At 71.9% G+C, this 18,838-nt stretch carries 19 protein-coding genes and 1 tRNA gene; 6 read left to right on the top strand and 14 right to left on the bottom strand.

Going from position 1 to position 18,838, the window contains the following annotated elements:
• The first annotated feature begins 256 nt into the window (after positions 1–256).
• The gene (locus tag DEJ14_RS14695; RefSeq protein ID WP_146249709.1) at positions 257–586 is read left to right on the top strand and encodes a hypothetical protein; all 330 of its coding nucleotides are present in this window, start codon (positions 257–259) and stop codon (positions 584–586) included.
• A gap of 169 nt (positions 587–755) precedes the next feature.
• On the opposite strand, the gene DEJ14_RS14700 is transcribed toward DEJ14_RS14695, so the two are convergent.
• From DEJ14_RS14700 to serS, 3 genes are all read right to left on the bottom strand, one after another.
• A tRNA-Ser gene (locus tag DEJ14_RS14700) sits at positions 756–843 on the bottom strand.
• A gap of 233 nt (positions 844–1,076) precedes the next feature.
• Complete coding sequence (locus tag DEJ14_RS14705) at positions 1,077–1,940, bottom strand: HAD-IIB family hydrolase (protein ID WP_111084681.1); 864 nt, start codon at positions 1,938–1,940, stop codon at positions 1,077–1,079.
• Complete coding sequence (serS, locus tag DEJ14_RS14710) at positions 1,937–3,199, bottom strand: serine--tRNA ligase (RefSeq protein ID WP_111084682.1); 1,263 nt, start codon at positions 3,197–3,199, stop codon at positions 1,937–1,939. Before serS ends, DEJ14_RS14705 begins: the two co-directional genes overlap by 4 nt.
• A 72-nt stretch (positions 3,200–3,271) precedes the next feature.
• Between serS and DEJ14_RS14715 the strand changes: the two genes are divergently transcribed.
• Entirely contained in the window at positions 3,272–4,348 is a 1,077-nt protein-coding gene (locus DEJ14_RS14715; protein ID WP_111084683.1) for a diacylglycerol/lipid kinase family protein, read from the top strand.
• Between the two features lie 140 nt (positions 4,349–4,488).
• On the opposite strand, the gene pheA is transcribed toward DEJ14_RS14715, so the two are convergent.
• Genes pheA through DEJ14_RS14735 form a run of 4 tightly spaced genes read right to left on the bottom strand, consistent with a single transcriptional unit; the run spans position 4,489 to position 7,916 of the window.
• The gene (gene pheA, locus DEJ14_RS14720; protein ID WP_111084684.1) at positions 4,489–5,445 is read right to left on the bottom strand and encodes a prephenate dehydratase; all 957 of its coding nucleotides are present in this window, start codon (positions 5,443–5,445) and stop codon (positions 4,489–4,491) included.
• Positions 5,446–5,498: 53 nt separating this feature from the next.
• The gene (locus tag DEJ14_RS14725) at positions 5,499–6,044 is read right to left on the bottom strand and encodes a MarR family winged helix-turn-helix transcriptional regulator (RefSeq protein ID WP_111084685.1); all 546 of its coding nucleotides are present in this window, start codon (positions 6,042–6,044) and stop codon (positions 5,499–5,501) included.
• Positions 6,045–6,072: 28 nt separating this feature from the next.
• Positions 6,073–6,537, bottom strand: a complete 465-nt coding sequence (locus tag DEJ14_RS14730) for a hypothetical protein (protein WP_111084686.1) — start codon at positions 6,535–6,537, stop codon at positions 6,073–6,075.
• Positions 6,534–7,916 (bottom strand): molybdopterin-dependent oxidoreductase, encoded by a 1,383-nt coding sequence (locus tag DEJ14_RS14735; RefSeq protein WP_181437454.1) that lies wholly within the window; start codon positions 7,914–7,916, stop codon positions 6,534–6,536. The genes DEJ14_RS14730 and DEJ14_RS14735 overlap by 4 nt, the downstream gene beginning before the upstream one ends.
• Before the next feature lie 21 nt (positions 7,917–7,937).
• On the opposite strand from DEJ14_RS14735, the gene DEJ14_RS14740 reads away from it, so the two are divergent.
• From DEJ14_RS14740 to DEJ14_RS14750, 3 genes are read left to right on the top strand one after another with little or no spacing between them, the layout of a single operon-like run.
• A complete protein-coding gene (locus DEJ14_RS14740; RefSeq protein WP_111084687.1) occupies positions 7,938–9,377 on the top strand; it encodes a glycosyltransferase 87 family protein in 1,440 nt (479 codons plus the stop codon).
• Positions 9,378–9,382: 5 nt separating this feature from the next.
• A complete protein-coding gene (gene moaA, locus DEJ14_RS14745; RefSeq protein WP_111084688.1) occupies positions 9,383–10,447 on the top strand; it encodes a GTP 3',8-cyclase MoaA in 1,065 nt (354 codons plus the stop codon).
• A gap of 3 nt (positions 10,448–10,450) precedes the next feature.
• On the top strand, positions 10,451–10,690 hold the full coding sequence (locus tag DEJ14_RS14750) for a MoaD/ThiS family protein (RefSeq protein WP_111084689.1): 240 nt from the start codon (positions 10,451–10,453) through the stop codon (positions 10,688–10,690).
• A 147-nt stretch (positions 10,691–10,837) separates the two neighbouring features.
• Here DEJ14_RS14750 and DEJ14_RS14755 read toward each other — a convergent pair whose 3' ends face one another.
• The 6 genes from DEJ14_RS14755 to DEJ14_RS14780 are packed head-to-tail and all read right to left on the bottom strand — an operon-like array spanning position 10,838 to position 16,108.
• Positions 10,838–11,938, bottom strand: coding sequence for a calcium:cation antiporter (locus tag DEJ14_RS14755; protein ID WP_111084690.1), 1,101 nt, complete (start codon positions 11,936–11,938; stop codon positions 10,838–10,840).
• Positions 11,939–11,950: 12 nt separating this feature from the next.
• A complete protein-coding gene (locus DEJ14_RS14760; RefSeq protein WP_111084691.1) occupies positions 11,951–12,976 on the bottom strand; it encodes an ABC transporter ATP-binding protein in 1,026 nt (341 codons plus the stop codon).
• Positions 12,973–13,773 (bottom strand): ABC transporter permease, encoded by an 801-nt coding sequence (locus DEJ14_RS14765; RefSeq protein WP_111084692.1) that lies wholly within the window; start codon positions 13,771–13,773, stop codon positions 12,973–12,975. Before DEJ14_RS14765 ends, DEJ14_RS14760 begins: the two co-directional genes overlap by 4 nt.
• A 3-nt stretch (positions 13,774–13,776) precedes the next feature.
• Positions 13,777–14,586 carry a molybdate ABC transporter substrate-binding protein gene (gene modA, locus DEJ14_RS14770; RefSeq protein WP_111084693.1) on the bottom strand — a complete coding sequence of 270 codons (810 nt, stop codon included), beginning with the start codon at positions 14,584–14,586 and terminating at the stop codon, positions 13,777–13,779.
• Entirely contained in the window at positions 14,583–14,999 is a 417-nt protein-coding gene (locus tag DEJ14_RS14775; protein ID WP_111084694.1) for a TOBE domain-containing protein, read from the bottom strand. The genes modA and DEJ14_RS14775 overlap by 4 nt, the downstream gene beginning before the upstream one ends.
• 53 nt (positions 15,000–15,052) lie before the next feature.
• The gene (locus DEJ14_RS14780; RefSeq protein ID WP_181437455.1) at positions 15,053–16,108 is read right to left on the bottom strand and encodes a HesA/MoeB/ThiF family protein; all 1,056 of its coding nucleotides are present in this window, start codon (positions 16,106–16,108) and stop codon (positions 15,053–15,055) included.
• Between the two features lie 95 nt (positions 16,109–16,203).
• Between DEJ14_RS14780 and DEJ14_RS14785 the strand changes: the two genes are divergently transcribed.
• Complete coding sequence (locus DEJ14_RS14785) at positions 16,204–17,856, top strand: glycosyltransferase family 39 protein (RefSeq protein WP_181437456.1); 1,653 nt, start codon at positions 16,204–16,206, stop codon at positions 17,854–17,856.
• Positions 17,857–17,904: 48 nt separating this feature from the next.
• Here the strand turns inward: DEJ14_RS14785 and DEJ14_RS14790 are convergent, their stop codons facing one another.
• Positions 17,905–18,837: a 4-(cytidine 5'-diphospho)-2-C-methyl-D-erythritol kinase gene (locus DEJ14_RS14790; RefSeq protein WP_111084697.1), complete on the bottom strand. Its 933-nt coding sequence runs from the start codon at positions 18,835–18,837 to the stop codon at positions 17,905–17,907.
• Position 18,838 lies beyond the last annotated feature (1 nt).

Raw genomic sequence — 18,838 nt, forward strand, 5'->3', positions numbered from 1 at the left:
ACAACGCGCCCGGGGGAAGGATCTGTATGCCGGACGGCCGACCCCGCCATCCCGACAAAGACGTCGAGAAGTTCCTCCGCTCTGCGGAGGACGACCATCACTGGAAGTTCACGAAGGGTAGGAAGTACTTCAAGGGCAAGTGCCCTTGCGGCTTGCACCTGAAGACCGTGCATCTCACGCCTTCAGACCCGAACTACCTCACTAATCTGACGCACAACCTTGCCCGCCTAGACTGCTGGACACAGGAGGCCACCCAATGAACATGTTCTTCCTCCGCATCGAGTGCGTTGCACCCGACATCGCAGCGGACCAGCTTGAGGACGACTTCACCGAGATCGCCGATGCCCTCTTTGAAGTTGAGGGCGTCATCGACCCCGACCTCGAACTCGACATCGCGAAGCGAGCGCTCACCTTCACGATGATCCTTGAGGCGACCGACGAAGCCGACGCCATGACGGGAGCGATCTCTGCCGCCCGCACTGCACTTCACATGGCCGGCAAGGGAACCCCGGGCTGGGAAGACCACTACCGACTTGCCCGTCAAGACGTCGAACGGCAGAGCGAAACAGGACACGTCCCCGCCTGACCGCCACAACACAGGCCCCCTCGAGCTCCCGAAGGAACCCGAGGGGGTCTTGTCGTTGCTGACTCACATCGGTGAGAGGAACCGCACGAGCTGGTCGGCGATGTACGCGTGGCTCATGTCGGTCGGGTGCTAGATCCGCCTGGTGCTGCGGATCAACGGACCTCGGTTGTGGCGGAGGGTGTGGGATTCGAACCCACGAGACATCTCTGCCCACCTGTTTTCAAGACAGGCTCCATCGGCCGCTCGGACAACCCTCCAGTGACGCGACCACGTGGCGAGACGTGACCGCGTCGTGGGAAGTCTACCGGGCCACTCGACGCACGCGCCGCCCCTCGCACCGTGCGAGGTCCCGCGCGCCCGCGCCCGAATGGTGCGAGGTTGCCGAATCAGTGCGGGCATTCAAGCCTCGCACCAAGTGCGGAACCTCGCACCACGCGAACACCCGGCGCGACGCCGAAGCACCGTGCGAGGCGCCGAGCCCGCACCGGGGTCAGCGCGGCAGGGAGTCGAGCGCCGCTGCCAGGCCGTCGTCGGACACGCCACCGGTGAGTTCGTTGCCGGCGTCCACGACGTCGTCCGGCGCCTGGCCCATCACGACGCCACGACCGGAGGTCGAGGCCCACCGCAGCATGTCGATGTCGTTGCGGCCGTCGCCCGCGGCGAAGACGCGCGACCGCGGGATGTCGAGCCACTCGCGCACGCGTTCCATCGCGGTGGCCTTCGTCACGCCCTCTGGTGCGATGTCGAGCCACGCGGTCCACCCGACCGTGTACGAGACCTTGTGCAGCCCCATGTCCTCGACGATCTGCAGGAACTCCTCGAGCCCGTGCTCCGGCGAGATCACGACGACGCGGGTGGCCTCGACCGTGAGCAGCTGCTCGAACGGCACCAGCTCGCCGGCGTTGGTCATGGTGTCGGCGGGGAAGTTCTCGGACAACCGGAAGTGGCCGGTCTCGTCCTCGACGCCGAAAGCCGCGTTCTCCAGGGCACCACGGATGGTCTGCAGGACGTCGCTCGGGTCGAAGTGCTCGACGTGGACACGCTCGTAGGACCCGTCCGGACGACGGGCCAGGGTCAGGGCGCCGTTGGCGCAGACGAGGTACTTCGGCTCGATGCCCAGGGTCTCCAGCAGCGGGACCGTCATGCCCTCGCTGCGGCCGGTCGACAGCATGACCTCGTGCCCGGCGGCCTCGGCAGCGCGCACGGCGGCGACGACGGCCTCGGTGACGACCCCGTCCTCGCGCATGGTGGTGCCGTCGATGTCGAGGGCGACCAGCCACCGCTTCGTGCGGGCGGGAGCACCGGCGCCCGCGCCCTGCGCCGCACCGTCCACGAACCGCCCCTGCGCGCTCATCGGGGTTCGATCACCTCGACGCCACCGAGGTAGGGGCGCAGCACCTCGGGCACGACGACGGAGCCGTCGGCCTGCTGGTGGGTCTCGAGGATCGCCACGATCCAGCGGGTGGTCGCGAGGGTGCCGTTCAGGGTGGCGACCGGGGCCGTCTTGCCGCTCTCGGTGCGGTACCGGATGTCGAGGCGACGGGCCTGGAACGTCGTGCAGTTCGACGTCGAGGTGAGCTCGCGGAAGGTGCCCTGCGTCGGGACCCAGGCCTCGATGTCGTACTTCTTCGCCGCGCTCGTGCCGAGGTCACCCGCGGCGACGTCGATCACGCGGTAGTGCAGCCCGAGGTCCTGCAGCATCTGCTCCTGGTACGACACCAGCTTCTCGTGCTCGGCCTCGGCCTGGTCCGGGTGGACGTAGGCGAACATCTCGAGCTTGTTGAACTGGTGCACGCGCAGGATGCCGCGGTTGTCCTTGCCCGCCGAGCCGGCTTCGCGCCGGTAGCAGGTCGACCAGCCGGCGTAGCGGTGCGCGGTGTTCTCGATGTCGAGGATCTCGTCGGCGTGGAAGCCGGCGAGGGCGACCTCGCTCGTGCCGGTCAGGTACAGGTCGTCGGCCTCGAGCCGGTAGACCTCGGCCGCGTGCTCGCCGAGGAAGCCGGTACCCGCCATCGTCTCGGGGCGGACGAGCGTCGGGGTGATGAGCGGCTCGAAGCCGGCGGCGATGGCACGGTCGAGGCCGAGCGACATGAGCGCGATCTCGAGCCGGGCACCGAGGCCGCGCAGGAAGTAGAAGCGCGAGCCGGAGACCTTCACACCGCGGGGGATGTCGATGATGCCGAGGTGCTCGCCGAGGTCGGCGTGGTCCTTCGGCTCGAAGTCGAACTCGGGCTTCGTGCCGACGGTGCGGAGGGTGACGAAGTCCTCTTCGCCACCGGCGGGGACGCCGGGCAGGACGACGTTCGGGATGGCGCGGACGACCGAGTTGAAGGTGTCCTCGGCCGCGGTGACGGTCGCCTGGGCTTCCTTCACCTGGGCCGAGAGCGCCTGGGCCTGCTGCACGAGCGCAGCCTTCTCGTCCTTCGGGGCCTTGGCGACGGTCTTGCCGAAGGCGTTCTGCTCGGCGCGGAGCGACTCGAACGCGGTGATCGCGCTGCGTCGGGCGGCGTCGGCGGCGACGGCCTCGTCGACCACGGCGACGGATGCGCGGCGGGACTCCTGCGAGGCCTTGATGACGTCCGGGTTGTCACGAAGCAGCTGGGGATCGATCACCGCTCCATCCTAGAGGCGGCGACATGGGGAGGAACCCGCCGCTCGCAGCGTCCGATCGGTACCGTTGATCCCATGTCGACCCCTTCGGAGACCGCGCCCGCGGACCAGGACGCCCTCCCCACCGAGCACCGGACGGCTGCCGTGGTCTACAACCCGGTCAAGGTCCACCTGCCGACCCTCAAGGCCACCGTGGAACAGCACCAGCAGGAGGCCGGCTGGGCCGAGACGCTGTGGTTCGAGACCACCGAGGAAGACCCGGGCGGGGGCATGGCCCGTGCAGCGCTCGAGGCGGGAGCCGACGTCGTCGCCGCCGCGGGTGGTGACGGCACCGTGCGCGCGGTCGCCGAGGTCGTGCACGGCTCCGGTGCCTCGCTCGCGCTGCTGCCGAGCGGGACGGGCAACCTGCTCGCCCGCAACATGAAGCTCCCCCTCGACGACCTGGCGAGCAGCGCGCACACGATCTTCTCCGGCCACGAGCGGGCGATCGACTTCGGACTGATCGGCATCGAGCGGCCCGACGGTGCCCGCGAGCAGTTCGGCTTCGTCGTGATGGCGGGCCTCGGGCTCGACGCCCGGATGATCGCGAACACCCGCCCCGAGCTGAAGAAGCGCGTCGGGTGGCTCGCCTACCTCGACTCGCTGCTGCGCTCCGTGCGGGACACCGACGGCTTCGAGTTCAAGTACCGGCTCGACGAGTCGGCTCGCAACGGTTCGGTGCGTGCGCACTCGGTCATCGTCGGCAACTGCGGCATGTTGCAGGCGAACGCGATGCTGCTGCCCGACGCCGAGATCGACGACGGCGTGTTCGACATCGTCGTCATGCGCCCCCGCGGCTTCTTCGGCTGGGTGCGGATCGGTGCCCGCGTGTTCTGGGAGAACGGGATCCTGCGCTGGTTCCGGCGCTCGGCCCTCTCCGAGACCCTGATCGGTCGACGCATCACGACGGCAGCGAAGCAGGAACGTCCGCTGCGCTACATGCGCGGCGAGGAGTTCACGCTGCGGCTCGAGAAGCCCGACGAGTTCGAGATCGACGGGGACCCGGTGGGCGCGATCACGGCGTTCCGTGCGCGGATCGACCCCGGTTCGCTGACCGTCAAGGTGCCGACGGTGGAGCCGAAGCCGAGCTGGGTGCGCGGCCGCAAGCGCTGAGCGGTGCGCGGGCAGCGCGGCCGGCGCGCGGTTGCTCACTCGGTGCGGGGTTGTTCGGGCGCACGGAGTGATCAACCTCGCACCGAGCAGCAGCAGCGGGCAGCAGCGGCCGAGCGGCAGCACCGGCCGATCAGCAACCGTCAGCCCGCGTCGGGCTCGCCGGACACGATGGCGCGCAGCCAGTCCCGCGCCTCGACGAACGCGGCGTCCGAGTAGCGCGCCGGCACCTCGGGCTGCGCGCCATCGGCTCGCGGGTACGACCCGAGGAACGTCACGCGCGGGCTGAACCGCCGCAGACCGAGCAGGGCGTCGGCCACGCGCTCGTCCTGCACGTGGCCGTCCAGGTCGATGACGAACCGGTAGCGGCCGAGCTCGTCACCGATCGGCCGCGATGACAGCAGCCCCAAGTTGATGCCCCGCGTGGCGAACTGCTCGAGCATGTCGACCAGGGCGCCGGGGTGGTCGGCGGGCAGCTCAACGATGACGCTCGTCTTGTCGGCACCGGTCGGCTCGGGCAGCGCCAGCGTCTTCGACACGAGCACGAAGCGGGTGACGGCCGAGGCGTTGTCGCCGATCGACGAAGCGAGCACGACGACGTCGTGGTGGTCGGTGATGCCGGGCGGTGCGACGGCGGCGTCGGCGGTGGGGTTCGCCTCGAGCAGGGCCAGGGCGGCGGCGACGTTCGACGACGCCGGGATGTGGCCGTGACCGGGCAGGTTCGCCTCGAGCCAGTTGTGGGTCTGCGCGTACGCCACCGGGTGGGCGTTCACGGTGCGGACGTCGGCGAGCACGGTGCCGGGGCGCGCGACGAGCACGAAGTCGACCGGGACCAGGTACTCCCCCACGATCCGCACACCGGGGATCCGGGCGAGGGCGTCCTGCGTCGCGCTGACGCCGCCGTCGACGCTGTTCTCGATCGCGATGACCGCGCCGACCGAGCGGCCGGACATGACGTCGTCGAGCGCTTCACCGACGTTGTTGACGCTCCGCCAGGGCTTGCCGGCGGCGGCCTCGACGAGTTTGAGGGCCGCCTCGGTGAAGGTGCCGGCGGGTCCGAGGTAGGAGTACGTGTCGGACGGCGCGGCGGGGTCGGTCATGGGCCGAGCCTATTGCAACGACCGAGCCTGCAGCCCCGGGCGCACAGCGCCGTTCAGTCGGTGCTGGCGCCGGTCAGCCGGGCCTCGCAGATCGCGGTGTCGTCGTCGTCTCGCGGGTACGTCAGGGCAGCGAACCGCCCCTCGGGATCGAGCCGTGTCAGCAGTGCGGCCGCGATGCCGTCGAGCTGGATGACCTGCTCGTCGCTCAGGGCGTCGATCACGACGTGGCGTGCGGTGCGGACGTGGTCCGGAGCGGCCTCGACGATCGTGGCGTACCCGGCGTCGGTGAGCCGGACGTCGGTCGCCCGGCGGTCCGAGGTCGAGGGGCAGCGCGTCACGAGTCCGCGCTTCTCGAGCCGGGACACCACGTGCGACAGCCGGGGCAGCGAGGCGTTCGTCGCTGAGGCCAGGGCCGACATCCGCAGCGTGCGGCTGTCGGTCTCGGAGAGCATCGCGATGACCATGTAGTCGAAGTGCGTCAGGTCCGCGTCACGCTGCAGCTGCTGGTCGAGCGCCGCCGGCAGGAGTTCCATGACGGCCACGAGCTTCATCCACGCGCGCAGCTGCTCGCGGGTGAGCCACGGGGTCTCGTCGGTCATGTCTGCATCCTACCGAATGGTTGTCGGTTTAACCAGTGGGGCGCGCACCGTCGGCGCGCGCACCACCGGAACGCGTCCGCCGCGCACGGACCACCCCGACGACGAGCACCGCCACCACCACGAGCAGCAGCACGCCCTCGACGATCAGCAACCGCGTGCCGTAGTCGAACGGCAGGACCGTCGGGTTCTTCTGCCCGTGCCGCTTCGCCGCGATCTCGGGCAGCACCACCAGGGCCAGCACGCTGCCGAGCACGATCGCCGTCTGCACCACCACGAGCACCCAGGCCCGGAGCGTCCGCCCCGCCCGGCGCAGGAGCAGTCCGGCGCCGACGACGAACGGCGACAGGATCGCGTCGTGCAGGATGACCGCACCGAGCAGCCAGGCGGCCAACCCGCCGATGCGCTTCGGGGACACCGACGTCACGAGGACGTACGCCCCGAACGCGATGACCAGCACGCCGAGCACGACGAGCACGATCCGCGCGGCCTTCACCGCAGCACCTCGATCTTCTCGATCCACTTGGTCTGCAGCACGCCCGGTCGCCCCGGAGCGATGATCCGCGCCGGGAACCCGTGGTCCAGGTCGAGCGTCGCACCGTTCAGCTCGAGCGCCACGAGCGTGGTCGGGTCCTCGGCGTACTCCGGCCCCATGTCCATGATCCGGTAGCCGCCGTGCCGTTCCAGGCTCGTGACGCGCACGTGCGATCCGGGTCCGGCCTGCACGGCACCGAGCAGGTCGCGCATCCGCACGCCCTTCCAGCTGCCCATCTGGCTCCACCCCTCGACGCACGAGATCGGCAGATCCACCTCGGTGGTGCCGAGGGCGACGAGTTCCGCGCGCACGAAGGTCCGGGTCACGTCGGGTCCGACGACGGTCAGCGTCCAGTCCGCGGCGGTCGCGCTGGCGAGCACACCCGCCGCGCGGGCGGTGCGGTTGACCGGCAGCCCGTTCGAGCCGAGACCGCGCTGGCGCGCGCCGAACACGTTGAACGGTTCGGCGAGCTTCGAGGACTGCCCCGCCGTCAGGGCGACGACGCCGACGACCGCGGCCGTCACACCGCCGAAGAACCCGCGTCGTGCGATCCGCTGGCGTCGACCCTGTGCTTGCTCGTCGACCGACCGGGAGGCTCGGGTCGGCTCCGGCACGTCGGCCACCGGTTCGTCCGGGGCTGCGTCGACCGCGTCGACGCCGTCGATCCAGCGGAACACGCGGCCGAGCAGGCCGGGGGCCGTGGAACCGGCCGTCTCGGCAACCGCAGCCGGCGGGGCGGACGCACCCCGGGCCTCCCGGACGGGTGGGAGCAACTCACTGCCGGACGCGGGGTCCGCGATGAACCGGCCTTGCTCGTCGTAGGAGTCGCGCTTCCGCCAGTAGCGGGCGATCACCGGCAGCTTCGACGCGATGTGGATGATCAGTGACCCGATGATCACGTACGCCATCGCGTTGTGCACCTGGCGGAACGGGAACGGCCACGGGTACCACTGGTACGTGTTGAGCAGGCCGGTCGTGACCTGGATGATCGACGCCGACACGAGCACGGCGATCGACAGCCGCTCGAACAGGTGCAGCACGCCGCGCACCGGCGGGACCTGCACCAGCGCGGGCATGACCGTGTTGAGCTTCGCCAGCAGCAGCGGGATGATCGCGATGCCGGTGGTGATGTGCAGGCCCTGCGTGAACTGGTAGAGCTGCGTCGGCCGGGTCGGGAACCGCATCCAGCCGAGGGGCTCCTGCAGCAGGTGACTGTAGATCCCGGTGCCGAAGCAGACCACGAAGGCGATGCCGAGCAGTCGTCCGAGCACCACCGCGGAACGCGCGTTCCGGTTCGGCGATGCCAGAGCAGCCCGCGCCTCGAACAGCAGGTGCCGCACGCCCGCTAGCCTCGACGGACCATGAGCGACCGACTGCGTGCCGTCCGACCGTCCTCCGCCGTCGGACCCGGTGCCCGCCTCGCCGTCGTGGGCGCGGTCGTCGGGGTACTGGCCCTCGCGGGCGTCATCGCCTTCGGCGTCACGCATCTGGGGTTCCTCCGATCCGACACTCGTTCGTCATTCGTTGCGTGGACGCTGATCGCTTGGACGGTGTTCGTGATCGCCGTGCTCGCGCTGCGGTTCGTGCCCGCCCGGTGGATGACCGCCGTGGTCATGGTCGGGGCGGTGGTGGTCGGTCTCGCGGCACTGGCCGGCCCCCCGAGCACGAGCACCGACTCGGCGAGGTACGCGTGGGACGGCATCGTCCAGCATGCCGGAGTCTCACCGTACGCGCACACCCCCCAGTCCACGGCTTTGTCCGGCCTGCGGCCGGATTGGCTGTTCCCGGACAAGGTGAACGGCACGTGCGACGACATCAAGCCCCGGTTCCGCGGCCTGGGCGACGGCGCGGACGGCCACTGCACCGCGATCAACCGGCCGGACGTGACGACGATCTACCCGCCGATGGCGCAGCTCTGGTTCGCCGCGGTCCGTGCGTTCGTGCCGGCGACCGCGCAGTACATGCCGTTCCAGGTGGCGGGCCTGCTCCTCTCGCTGGTCGTGAGCGTCGCCCTCGTCGTGGTGCTGCGGAAGACCGGCCGTCCGACCTGGTGGGCGGCGCTCTGGGCCTGGTCGCCGCTCGTGGCGTCGGAGGCCGTGACGAACTCGCACGTCGATGCCCTCGGCGCGGCGCTCGCGACCGCGGGTGCCGTCCTCGTCGCGTTCGGTCGACCGATCTGGGGCGGGATCGCGCTCGGAGCGGCCACGGCCACCAAACTCATCCCTGCGATCGTGTACCCGCCGTTGCTCGGCCGGTGGCGTTCCTGGTGGGCGATCCCGGTCGGGATCGCCGTGTTCGGGCTGCTCTACGTGCCGTACGTGCTGACGACGGGGCTCGACGTGCTCGGGTACCTGCCCGGCTACCTGAGCGAGGAGGGCTACGAGGACGGCTCGCGCTTCGCCCTGGTCTCGCTGGTGTTCCGGGGCGACGCCGCGACCGTGGTGGTCGGGCTCGCCGTGCTGCTCGCCGCCTTCGTCGCGTGGCGGCTGTCCGACCCGTCGCGGCCGTGGTCCGGCGAGGTCCTGATGATCGGCGTGACGTTCCTGGCCGTGACCCCGCGCTACCCCTGGTACGCGCTGCTGCTCATCCCGTTCGTGGTGCTGTCGGGCCGGTGGGAGTGGCTGTCGATCGGGCTCGCCATCGCGCTGCGCGGGGTGTGGCCGTCGACGGACGCCTACCGGTGGTGGCTGCTCGCCGCCGTGGCCGTCATCGTGGTGGTCACGCTCCTGCGCACGAGCCGGTCGGACTGGCGGCGCTGGTGGGAACGGCTGTCGTTCCGGCGCGTCGAACACGTACGCTGAGCCGCATGGCACCCGCGACCCTGCTCGGCACGACCGTGGACCCGGCGTCCGCCGGGCTCGTCGACCGCTTCGGGCGCCGTGCGATCGACCTGCGGGTGTCGCTGACCGAACGGTGCAACCTGCGCTGCACCTACTGCATGCCGGCCGCCGGGCTGCCCTTCGCCCCCGACGACGCCCTGATGACCGCCGCCGAGATCGAGCGGCTGGTGCGGATCGGGGCGTCGCGGTTCGGCGTGCGCAAGGTGCGGTTCACCGGCGGCGAGCCGATGCTCCGGCACGACCTGGTCGACGTGATCGCCCGGTGCGCCGCGCTGCCCGACACCCCGGAACTGTCGCTCACCACGAACGCCATCGGTCTCGCCCACCGCGCTCAGGCCCTGTACGACGCCGGGCTGCGGCGCGTGAACGTGTCGCTCGACACCGTCGACCCGGACGTGTTCACCACCGTGACCCGCCGCCCGTTCCTCGACAAGGTCATCGCCGGGCTGTCCGCCGCCCACGACGCCGGCCTCGACATCAAGGTCAACGCGGTGCTGCTGCGCGGGATCAACGACGAGGCCGCGCCCGAGCTGCTGCGCTGGTGCCTCGACCGCGGTTACGAGCTGCGGTTCATCGAGCAGATGCCGCTGGACCCCGACCACGCCTGGGACCGCACCGAGATGGTGACCGCTGCCGAGACCCGGGCGATGCTGGCGTCGTCGTTCGTGCTGACGCCGGACGAGGCCCCGCGTGACGGCGCCCCGGCTGAGCGGTACCGGGTGCACGCACGTGACCACGCCGCTGCGTCGGGCATCGGCGTGCTGCTCGGCACCGTCGGGATCATCGCGAGCATCACCGAGTCCTTCTGCGCCGACTGCACCCGCACCCGGTTGACCGCCGACGGCAACGTCCGGAGCTGCCTGTTCTCCGACGCCGAGACCGACGTGCTCGGCCCGATGCGCGCGGGGGTCTCCGACGACGAGGTGGCCGAGCTGTGGCGCCGGGCGATGTGGGCGAAGCCGCGCGACCACGGCGACGACAGCGACGAGCTCGTGCACCCGACGCGCGGCATGAGCGCGATCGGCGGCTGAGCGGTGACCACGATCCGGTTCTTCGCCGCTGCCCGGGCGGCGGTCGGCGCGGACACGCTCACCACCGCGGCCGGCACGCTCGACGAGGCGCTGCGCGAGGTCACCGCCACCGACCCATCGCGCTGGAGTGCGCTGCAGGAGCGGTGCTCGTACCTGGTCGACGGCGTGACGACCCGCGACCGAGCCACCGCGCTCGATGGAGTCGCGGTCGTCGACGTCATGCCCCCCTTCGCCGGCGGCTGAGCGGCCCCCGCTCGTTCCTTCCCAGAACGCCCGCGATGCCTGGTGTTTCCGGGCACACCGGGGCAGAACTTCCGACCAGGTACGCCCGATCCGGCCAGGTACGCCGCCCGGCCGCCGCGCCGCGCCGCGCCGCCGCTACCGCGGCCCCTACGGCGAGACGGACAGCACGATGAACGCGGCGAAGATCACCAGGTGCACCCCGCCCTGCAGTCGCGTCGCTCGACCCGGCAGCACGGTGAGCACCGCGGCGACGATCGTCAGCGCGAGCAGCACGATCTGCGACGACCCGAGCCCGAGCAGCAGCGTGCCCGACATGAACAGCGACGCCACCGCGATGGAGGGGATCGTCAGACCGATCGACGCCATCGCCGACCCCATCGCCAGGTTCAGGCTCGTCTGGATCCGGTTGCGGGCGGCGGCCTTCGACGCCGCGATGCCCTCGGGCAGCAGGATGAGCAGCGCGATCACGACGCCGACGAACGACGGCGGGAAGCCGACCGCGGCCACGCCGGCCTCGATCGCGGGCGACTCCACCTTGGCGAGCCCGACCACGGCGACCAGGGCGACGACCAGCAGCCCGAGCGACACCAGGGTGGTGCGACCGGACGGGCGTGCGGCATGGGCGTCCTCGGACTCGACGAGCACCCCGCCGGCACGGTTGACCGGCAGGAAGAAGTCGCGGTGGGCCACGGTCTGCGTCACGACGAACAGGCCGTAGAGCACGATCGACGCCACGGCCACGAAGACGAGCTGCGTCCCGGTGAAGGACGCGTCGTCGGTGCCGGTGGTGAACGTGGGCAGCACCAGGGTCAGCACGGCGAGCGCGGCCACCGTCATCGTCGCGGCGCTCGCGCCCTCCTGGTTGAAGCGCACGGTGTTGTGCCGGAGCGTCCCGATCAGGATCGCGAGGCCGACCAACCCGTTCATCGTGATCATCACGGCCGAGAACACCGTGTCGCGCGCCAGGGTCTCGGCCTGGGCACCGCCGGAGCTCGACAGCGAGATGATCAGCGCGACCTCGATGATCGTGACCGCGACGGCGAGCACGAGTGAGCCGAAGGGTTCCCCGACCCGGTGCGCGACGACCTCGGCGTGGTGCACCGCCGCGAGCACGGTGGCGGCGAGCACGACCGCGACGATCGCCACGACCACGGTGCCGAGTCCGTAGCGGCCGTACGAGAACGCGAGCACGACGGCCGCCAGGATCGGGATGGCCACGGGCCACGCCTTGGGGAACCAGGAGGTCATCCGTCCATTGTCTCAACCGCGTGGCGCGTACACCGCCAGCTCGGACGCCGGGACGTCGACGTGGACCGCGTCGCCGGGTCCGATCCCGAGTGCCGTGACGCGCGCCAGGGTCAGGTCCGCGACCAGGTCGCCGGAGCGCACCCGCACCAGACCGTCCCGCGGTTCGAGCGACGTGACGGTGCGCTCCGGTCCGGCGCCGTCCCGCGTGAGCACGGCGGCCGTCGGGTGGAAGGCGCCCAGGGCGGGCCGACCGGGAGGCACGGCGTGCGTCCCGGACGCCAGCTCGCCCCCGCCGTCGGTCGCGATCCCACCCGCGGTGGCGGTCCCGCGCACCAGCGCGAGTCCGGAGAACGCCGCCGCGAAGGCACTCGTGGGCCGTCCGAGCACTTCCGCTGGGGTGCCGTCCTCGACGACCCGGCCGTGCTCGACGACGACGACCCGGTCGGCCAGGGCGACGACCTCGACCGGGTCGTGGGTCACCAGGACGCTCGGGCGCCCGGCGATCGCGGTGCGGAGGGCTGCACGGACCTCGTCGCGCGCGGCGACGTCGAGCGCCGACGTCGGTTCGTCGAGCAGCAGGACCGCCGGGTCGGTGGCGAGCGCCCGGGCGATCGCGACGCGCTGGGCCTGCCCGCCGGACAGCGCGTCGGGGCTCCGTCCTGCCAGGTCGTCGATGCCGACGGCCGCCAGGGCACGGAGCGCGCGGGCACGGGCCGCGGCTCGTCGGACGCCGGCTGCCCGCGGGCCGAACGCCACGTTGCCGACCACGTCGAGGAACGGGAACAGGTCCGGCCGTTGGGCGACGAGTCCGACGCGGCGGCGGTGGGCGGGGACGGTCCGCCGCCGGTCCGACACGACGGTGCCGCCGAGGACCACCTGGCCGGCGTCGATCGGCAGCAGGCCGGCGAGGGCCTCGACCACGGTGGACTTGCCCGCGCCGTTCGGCCCGATGACGGCCACGCACTCCCCCGTCGCCACCTCGAGGGCGACGTCGACCCCGCGTCGCCCGACGACGATCCGCGCGGTGACCCCGGTCACGCTGCCACGCCCCGGGTCCGGAGCGACGAGGCGCCGATGACCACGACGGCGACCACGACGAGCACGACCGCCAGTGCGACAGCGGTGTCCGGGTCGACCTCGCGCTGCAGGTAGATCTCCAGCGGCAGGGTCCGGGTGACCCCCTGCAGGCTGCCCGCGAACGTCAGGGTCGCACCGAACTCGCCGAGCGCTCGCGCGAAGCAGAGCACCAGGCCGGAGACGATGCCGGGCAGGACCCTCGGGGTCGTGACGGTGAGGAACGTCCGGGTGGGACCGGCGCCGAGGGTGGCGGCGACCCGCTCGTACCGGTCCCCCTCGACGCGGAGCGCGCCCTCGATCGAGGAGACCAGGAACGGCATGGCGACGAACGTCTGCGCGATGACGACCGCCGTGGTGGTGAACGCGATGTGCAGCCCGTGGTCGTCGAGGAACGCCCCGACCACCCCGAGGCGACCGAACGCCGCCAGCAGCGCGAGCCCGCCGACGACGGGCGGCAGCACGAGCGGCAGCAGCACGACGGCGCGGGCAACGCCCACCCACCGTGACCGGGACCGGGCGAACAGCACGGCGAGCGGGTACCCGAGCACGAACGCGACGGCCGTGGCGGTCAGCGCGGTGCCGAGGCTGAGCCCGAGGGCCGTGAGCGACGCCGTCGAGCTGACGAGGGCGACGAACGACGACCAGTCGACCCGACCGAGCATCGCGAGCACGGGGACGACGACAAACAGGCCGCCCAGCACCGCGGGCAGCGGGAGCCACCAGGCGACCGGTGGCCGTCCGTCAGCCCGCGAGGCCACGGGTCACGGCTTCCCGAACCCGGCGGCGGTGAGCACCTTCTGGCCCGTGGCGGACCGGACGTAGTCGGAGAACGCCTGCGCGAGCTCCGGGTCCTCGGACGCCTTGAGCACGCCGACCGGGTACGTGTTGACGGCCTTGCTCGACTCGTCGAACGGGACACCGTCGACCTTGCCGTCGGCGCCCTGCACGTCGGTCACGTAGACCAGCCCGGCGTCGGCCTGACCGGACTCGACCTTGCCGAGCACGTCGGTGACGGACTGCTCCTCGCTGACGGGCTGCAGGTCGACGCCCGAGGCGGACTCGACCTTCGCCGTCGCGGCACCGCACGGCACCGGGGCGGCGCACGTGACGAGCTGGACGTCGGAGCCGGTCAGGTCGTCGAGGCTCGTGATGCCCTTCGGGTTGCCCGGCGCGACGGCGATCTCGAGGACGTTCGTCGCGAAGTCCTCCGGTGACCCGCTCGCCAGGTCGGTCGCGGACAGCTTCGCCATGTTCGCCTCGTCGGCGGACGCGAACACGTCGGCGGGGGCACCGTTCTGGATCTGGGTGACGAGGTCACTCGACCCCGCGAACGAGAACTCGATCGAGGCGCCGGGGTTCGCGAGCTCGAAGTCCTTGCCGAGCGTGGTGAAGGTCTTCTGGAGCGACGCCGCCGCGAACACCGTGATCGAGCCCGACACGCCTGCGTCCGCGCTCGACGACGATGACGGCGACGACGACCCGGCCGGAGCGTCGGCGGTGGAACACGACGCCAGGCCGAGCGCCGCGACGACGGCGAGGGGCACGAGCAGCGAGCGAGGACGTCGGGTCATCGGGGGTCCTCCTGGTGGGTGGGCGCCTCGACGGTGACCATCGTGGCCTTGACGGACGCCACGGCGACGGACCCGACCTCGAGCCCGAGGTCGCGCACCGCCTCGGCGCTCATGAGCGAGACCACGCGGTGCGGGCCGCACTGCAGTTCGACCTGCGCCATCACGGTGTCGACGACCAGGTCGGTGACGATGCCGACGAAGCGGTTCCGTGCCGAGCTCTTCACGCCGGTGTCCGGGGCGGCCAGCTCGGTGCTCCGCGCCCGGGCGTACTCGGCCACCTGCCGACCGTCGACGACGGCGCGACCGGCGTCGTCGGTGGCCCGGTCGAAGGTGCCCCCGTCGACGAGTCGACGCACGGTGTCGTCACTCACCCCGAGGAAGGCAGCAGCATCGCGGATCCGCAGTTGCGTCATGATACGACGATCCTAGCCGCGGAAGCGGCGCTCTGGACCCGATCAGTGTCGGATCAGGGCATCAGCCCGTTCGCCACGGGCAACCCTTCGCGGCGCCAGGCCTCGAACCCGCCGTCGAGGACCGCCACGTGCCTCCAGGCCGGTTGTGCGGCAGCCCACGCGTCCGCACGCGGACCACGGGCGCAGTAGACGACCACGTCCGCCGCATCGGTGTCGTCCGTGACGGCTCCGGCGACCACCCCGTCCGCCCGTTCGGCGTCGGTGCGCACGTCGACGACGACCACCGGGTCCGCCGGGTCGGCCAGGCGCGCGGCGAGCGCTGACGGGGCGATGCGGTCGGTCCGAGCGGGAGCGACCACGACGGGTCGGTGTGATGCCGGTCCGCGCCGGACGGGGCTCTCGCTCCACCGCCAGCGGCGTGCGTCGACGGTCAGGACCCGTCCGAGCAGCGGTTCGCCGGTGCCGGTGACCAGGGCCAGCACCTGTCCGGCCATCACCGCTCCGACGGCGCCGCACAGTGCCGGCACGACGCCGTCCAGGGCGCAGGAGCCCTCGTCGGGCAGGGCCTCGGGGTGCAGGTCGTGGAAGTCGACGCCGTCCGGTCCGGCGTCGCGGAACACGCTGACCTGGCCGTCGTGACCGAGCACCGTGCCCCAGACGAACGGCACGCCGGCGTCGGCGCAGGCGTCCGAGACCGCTCGGGTGACCAGGACGGAGTCCGCCGCGTCGACGACCACGTCGTGCCCGGCGACGAGCTCCGGGGTGAAGGACCCGACCACGGCGACGGCGTCGAGTTCCGGGTCGACGGCGCGGGCCCGGGCGACGGCGACCCCGGCCTTCGACGATCCGACGTCGGCAGCGGTGAAGAGCGTCTGGCGCGCGAGGTTCGAGGCGTCGACGACGTCGGGGTCGACCACCGTGAGCCGTCCGACCCCGGCGAGGTACGCGACGACGGGCGCGCCGAGCCCACCGGCGCCGACCACCAGGACGCGTGAAGCGGCCAGCCGCCGGAGCCCGACGGCGCCGACGTCGGACAGGGCAGCGGTCCGCGAGCCGAGCCGTGTCCGCCACGGGGAGAGCGCTGCGACGGGGGCGACGAGGGGGTCCATCCCGTCATTCTGGCCGGTCGCGCCGAATCCCTGCATGTGAATGCTCAGCGGGTGGACGCGGCGGATGCTCAGTGCCGCTCGGTACGGTCGCGGGCGTGAGTTCTCCCCGCACCGGCACCGTCACGGTCCGACGCACGACGTCGGACACGTCGACGCGCGCACGGCTCCGGGCACTCGCCCTGTCGACCGTGCGGACCCTGGTGCGTGCGCCGGAGATCACCGTCGGTGTGGTCGGTGTGGTCGTCGCTGCCGCCTTCACCTGGGTGCCGTCGGTCTGGTACGACGAAGCCGCCACCCTGACGAGCGCGCAGCGCAGTTGGCCCGCGCTCTGGGCGGAACTGCAGAACGTCGACGCCGTGCACGGCCTGTACTACGCGCTCTTGCACGTCTGGCTCGCGCTGGTCGGCTACTCGCCGTTCACACTCCGCTTCCCGAGTGCCCTGGCGATCGGGATCGCCGCCGCGCTCGTGGTGGCGCTCGGTCGGCGGCTCGGCGGTGTCCGGCTCGGGGTCGTCTCCGGTCTGGTCTTCCTGCTGCTGCCCCGCGTCGCCTGGGCCGGCACCGAGGGCCGCCCGTACGCGACGGTCACCACCCTCGCCGCGCTGCTCACACTCGTCGGCCTGACCGCGGTCCGTCGCACCCGGGTGCGGCACCACGCGACGCGGTGGTGGGTCGCCTACGGCGTGCTGGCGGCCGTGGCCGTCCTGTTCAACGTGTACCTGTCCCTCGCCGTCGTGGCGCACGGCGTCGTGCTCGTGTGGACCGGCGTCGCCGACCGGGCGGCCCGACGGCAGGCCACGGTGACCGATCGCAGCGGCACGGTGCCCTCGGCGATGGTGGACCGCGCCGTCGTCGTCCGCTGGGCCGTCGCCGCCTCCGCCGCAGCTGTGGTCGTCCTGCCGTTCATCGGACTCGCCGCCGGGCAGGCCAAGCAGGTCGGCTGGATCACCGGCATCGGGTGGGCCACCCTGCGCCAGGTGTTCGCGACCGCGTGGTTCGGGGTCGTCTACCCGTACGCCGCCCTCGGGTGGCTGCTCATGATCGTCGCCGTCGTGCTGGCGGTGCGCGCGGCCCGACGCCCGTCGCGGGCCGCCCGCGACGTCCTCCGCATGCAGGCCGTCCGGGTCGCCGTGCCCCTGACGATCGTGCCCACCGCGCTGCTGGTCGCCGCGACCGCCGCCGGTGAGCACCTGTACTCCCCCAAGTACGCCAGCCTGAGCCTGCCGTTCGTCGCGCTCCTGATCGGACTCGCGATCACGGCCCTCCGTTCGCGGCGCTGGATCGCCGGCGCGGTCGTCGCGATGCTCCTGGTGTCCGTGCCGACCTCGACGATCGTGCGACTGCCGCACGCCAAGCAGTCCTCGCACTGGGCGAACGCGGCGGCGATCATCGAACGCGAGCGGAACGTGACCACCGACTCGGACGAAGGAGTGATCTACGGCAGCGTGTGGGAGCACCCGACCGCGTCGGCGCAGGTCATCGCCGATGCCTACCCCGAGGCCTTCAGCGGCATGCGGGACCTGGCGGTGGCGAGCACGGGTGCGCAGCGCGGTCAGCTCTGGAACGTGAACGGCGACATCGCCACGACCGTGCCGGCCCGCCTGGCCGACATCGACACCGTCTGGTTCGTCGGCGCCAAGTCGCGGAACATCCGCCCCGAGGTCTCCGAGACGCTCAAGGACCAGGGCTTCCACGTCGTGCGGTACTGGCACACGGACACGGTCATCCTGTGGAAGTACAGCCGCTGACCGTCAGTACGGTCGGCATCTGTCGTACGGTCAGCGTCTGTCGTACGGTCAGTGCACGAGGCGGGCGCCGTGTACCGGACCGGTGGCGCGGAGCGCGACCAGGCCGGCGGCGCTGAGCTCGACCTGCAGTTCGAGCGCGGCGTCACGGTCACCGACCAGGAACGCCACCGTCGGGCCGCTGCCCGACACCAGACCCGCGAGCGCTCCGGCCTTCTCGCCGAGTTCGAGGGTCGACGCGAGTCCGGGCTGCAGCCGCATGGCCGGGGCCTGCAGGTCGTTGTGGACGCAGTCGGCGAGCAGGTCGGGGTCGCCGGCACGCAGCGCCTGCAGCACGTTCGACTCCACCACGGGGTGGGACGGTGCCGGTGCGATGTCGGCGCGGTAGCGCTCCCGGTGCTCGTCGAGCGCACGGTACACCGCGGGGGTCGACAGCCCGTCGTCGCTCAGCGCGAGGACCCAGTGGAACTCGCCCTTCGCCAGCGCGGGGCTGAGTTCGTCGCCGCGCCCGGTGCCCACGGCCGTCCCGCCGGCGAAGGCGAACGGCACGTCCGCGCCGAGCTGCGCGGCGAGCCGGAGCAGTTCCTCACGCCCGAGGGCGGTGCCCCAGAGCGTGTCGACGGCGAGCAGCGTGGCCGCGGCGTCCGCAGAGCCCCCGCCCATGCCGCCGGCCACCGGCACCTGCTTGTCGATCGTCAACCGGACTCCGCCCCGGTGACCAGCGGCGTCGGCCACCAGCCGGGCCGCACGGATCGCCAGGTTCGACTCGTCGACCGGCACGTTCGACGTGTCGATCGGACCGGTGAAGGTCACCGAGAAGTCGTCGGCGTGCTCGGCCGTGACGTCCTCGTACAGCGACACGGCCTGGTACGCGGTCGCCACGTCGTGGTAGCCGTCGTCCTGCAGCGCACCGACGGACAGGAACACGTTGATCTTGCCGGGGGCGCGCGTCCGCACGCGGGTCGGGGCGGCCAACGTGGTCATG

Source organism: Curtobacterium sp. MCJR17_020, assembly GCF_003234365.2.
Classification (GTDB): domain Bacteria; phylum Actinomycetota; class Actinomycetes; order Actinomycetales; family Microbacteriaceae; genus Curtobacterium.

What these genes read in the sequence shown, in the direction of transcription:
- DEJ14_RS14695 (WP_146249709.1), top strand. Translation starts at nt 257, where the DNA reads ATGAACATGTTCTTCCTCCGCATCGAGTGCGTTGCACCCGACATCGCA.
- DEJ14_RS14705 (WP_111084681.1), bottom strand. Translation starts at nt 1,940, where the DNA reads ATGAGCGCGCAGGGGCGGTTCGTGGACGGTGCGGCGCAGGGCGCGGGC.
- DEJ14_RS14715 (WP_111084683.1), top strand. Translation starts at nt 3,272, where the DNA reads ATGTCGACCCCTTCGGAGACCGCGCCCGCGGACCAGGACGCCCTCCCC.
- pheA (WP_111084684.1), bottom strand. Translation starts at nt 5,445, where the DNA reads ATGACCGACCCCGCCGCGCCGTCCGACACGTACTCCTACCTCGGACCC.
- DEJ14_RS14725 (WP_111084685.1), bottom strand. Translation starts at nt 6,044, where the DNA reads ATGACCGACGAGACCCCGTGGCTCACCCGCGAGCAGCTGCGCGCGTGG.
- DEJ14_RS14740 (WP_111084687.1), top strand. Translation starts at nt 7,938, where the DNA reads ATGAGCGACCGACTGCGTGCCGTCCGACCGTCCTCCGCCGTCGGACCC.
- moaA (WP_111084688.1), top strand. Translation starts at nt 9,383, where the DNA reads ATGGCACCCGCGACCCTGCTCGGCACGACCGTGGACCCGGCGTCCGCC.
- DEJ14_RS14755 (WP_111084690.1), bottom strand. Translation starts at nt 11,938, where the DNA reads ATGACCTCCTGGTTCCCCAAGGCGTGGCCCGTGGCCATCCCGATCCTG.
- modA (WP_111084693.1), bottom strand. Translation starts at nt 14,586, where the DNA reads ATGACCCGACGTCCTCGCTCGCTGCTCGTGCCCCTCGCCGTCGTCGCG.
- DEJ14_RS14775 (WP_111084694.1), bottom strand. Translation starts at nt 14,999, where the DNA reads ATGACGCAACTGCGGATCCGCGATGCTGCTGCCTTCCTCGGGGTGAGT.
- DEJ14_RS14780 (WP_181437455.1), bottom strand. Translation starts at nt 16,108, where the DNA reads ATGGACCCCCTCGTCGCCCCCGTCGCAGCGCTCTCCCCGTGGCGGACA.
- DEJ14_RS14790 (WP_111084697.1), bottom strand. Translation starts at nt 18,837, where the DNA reads ATGACCACGTTGGCCGCCCCGACCCGCGTGCGGACGCGCGCCCCCGGC.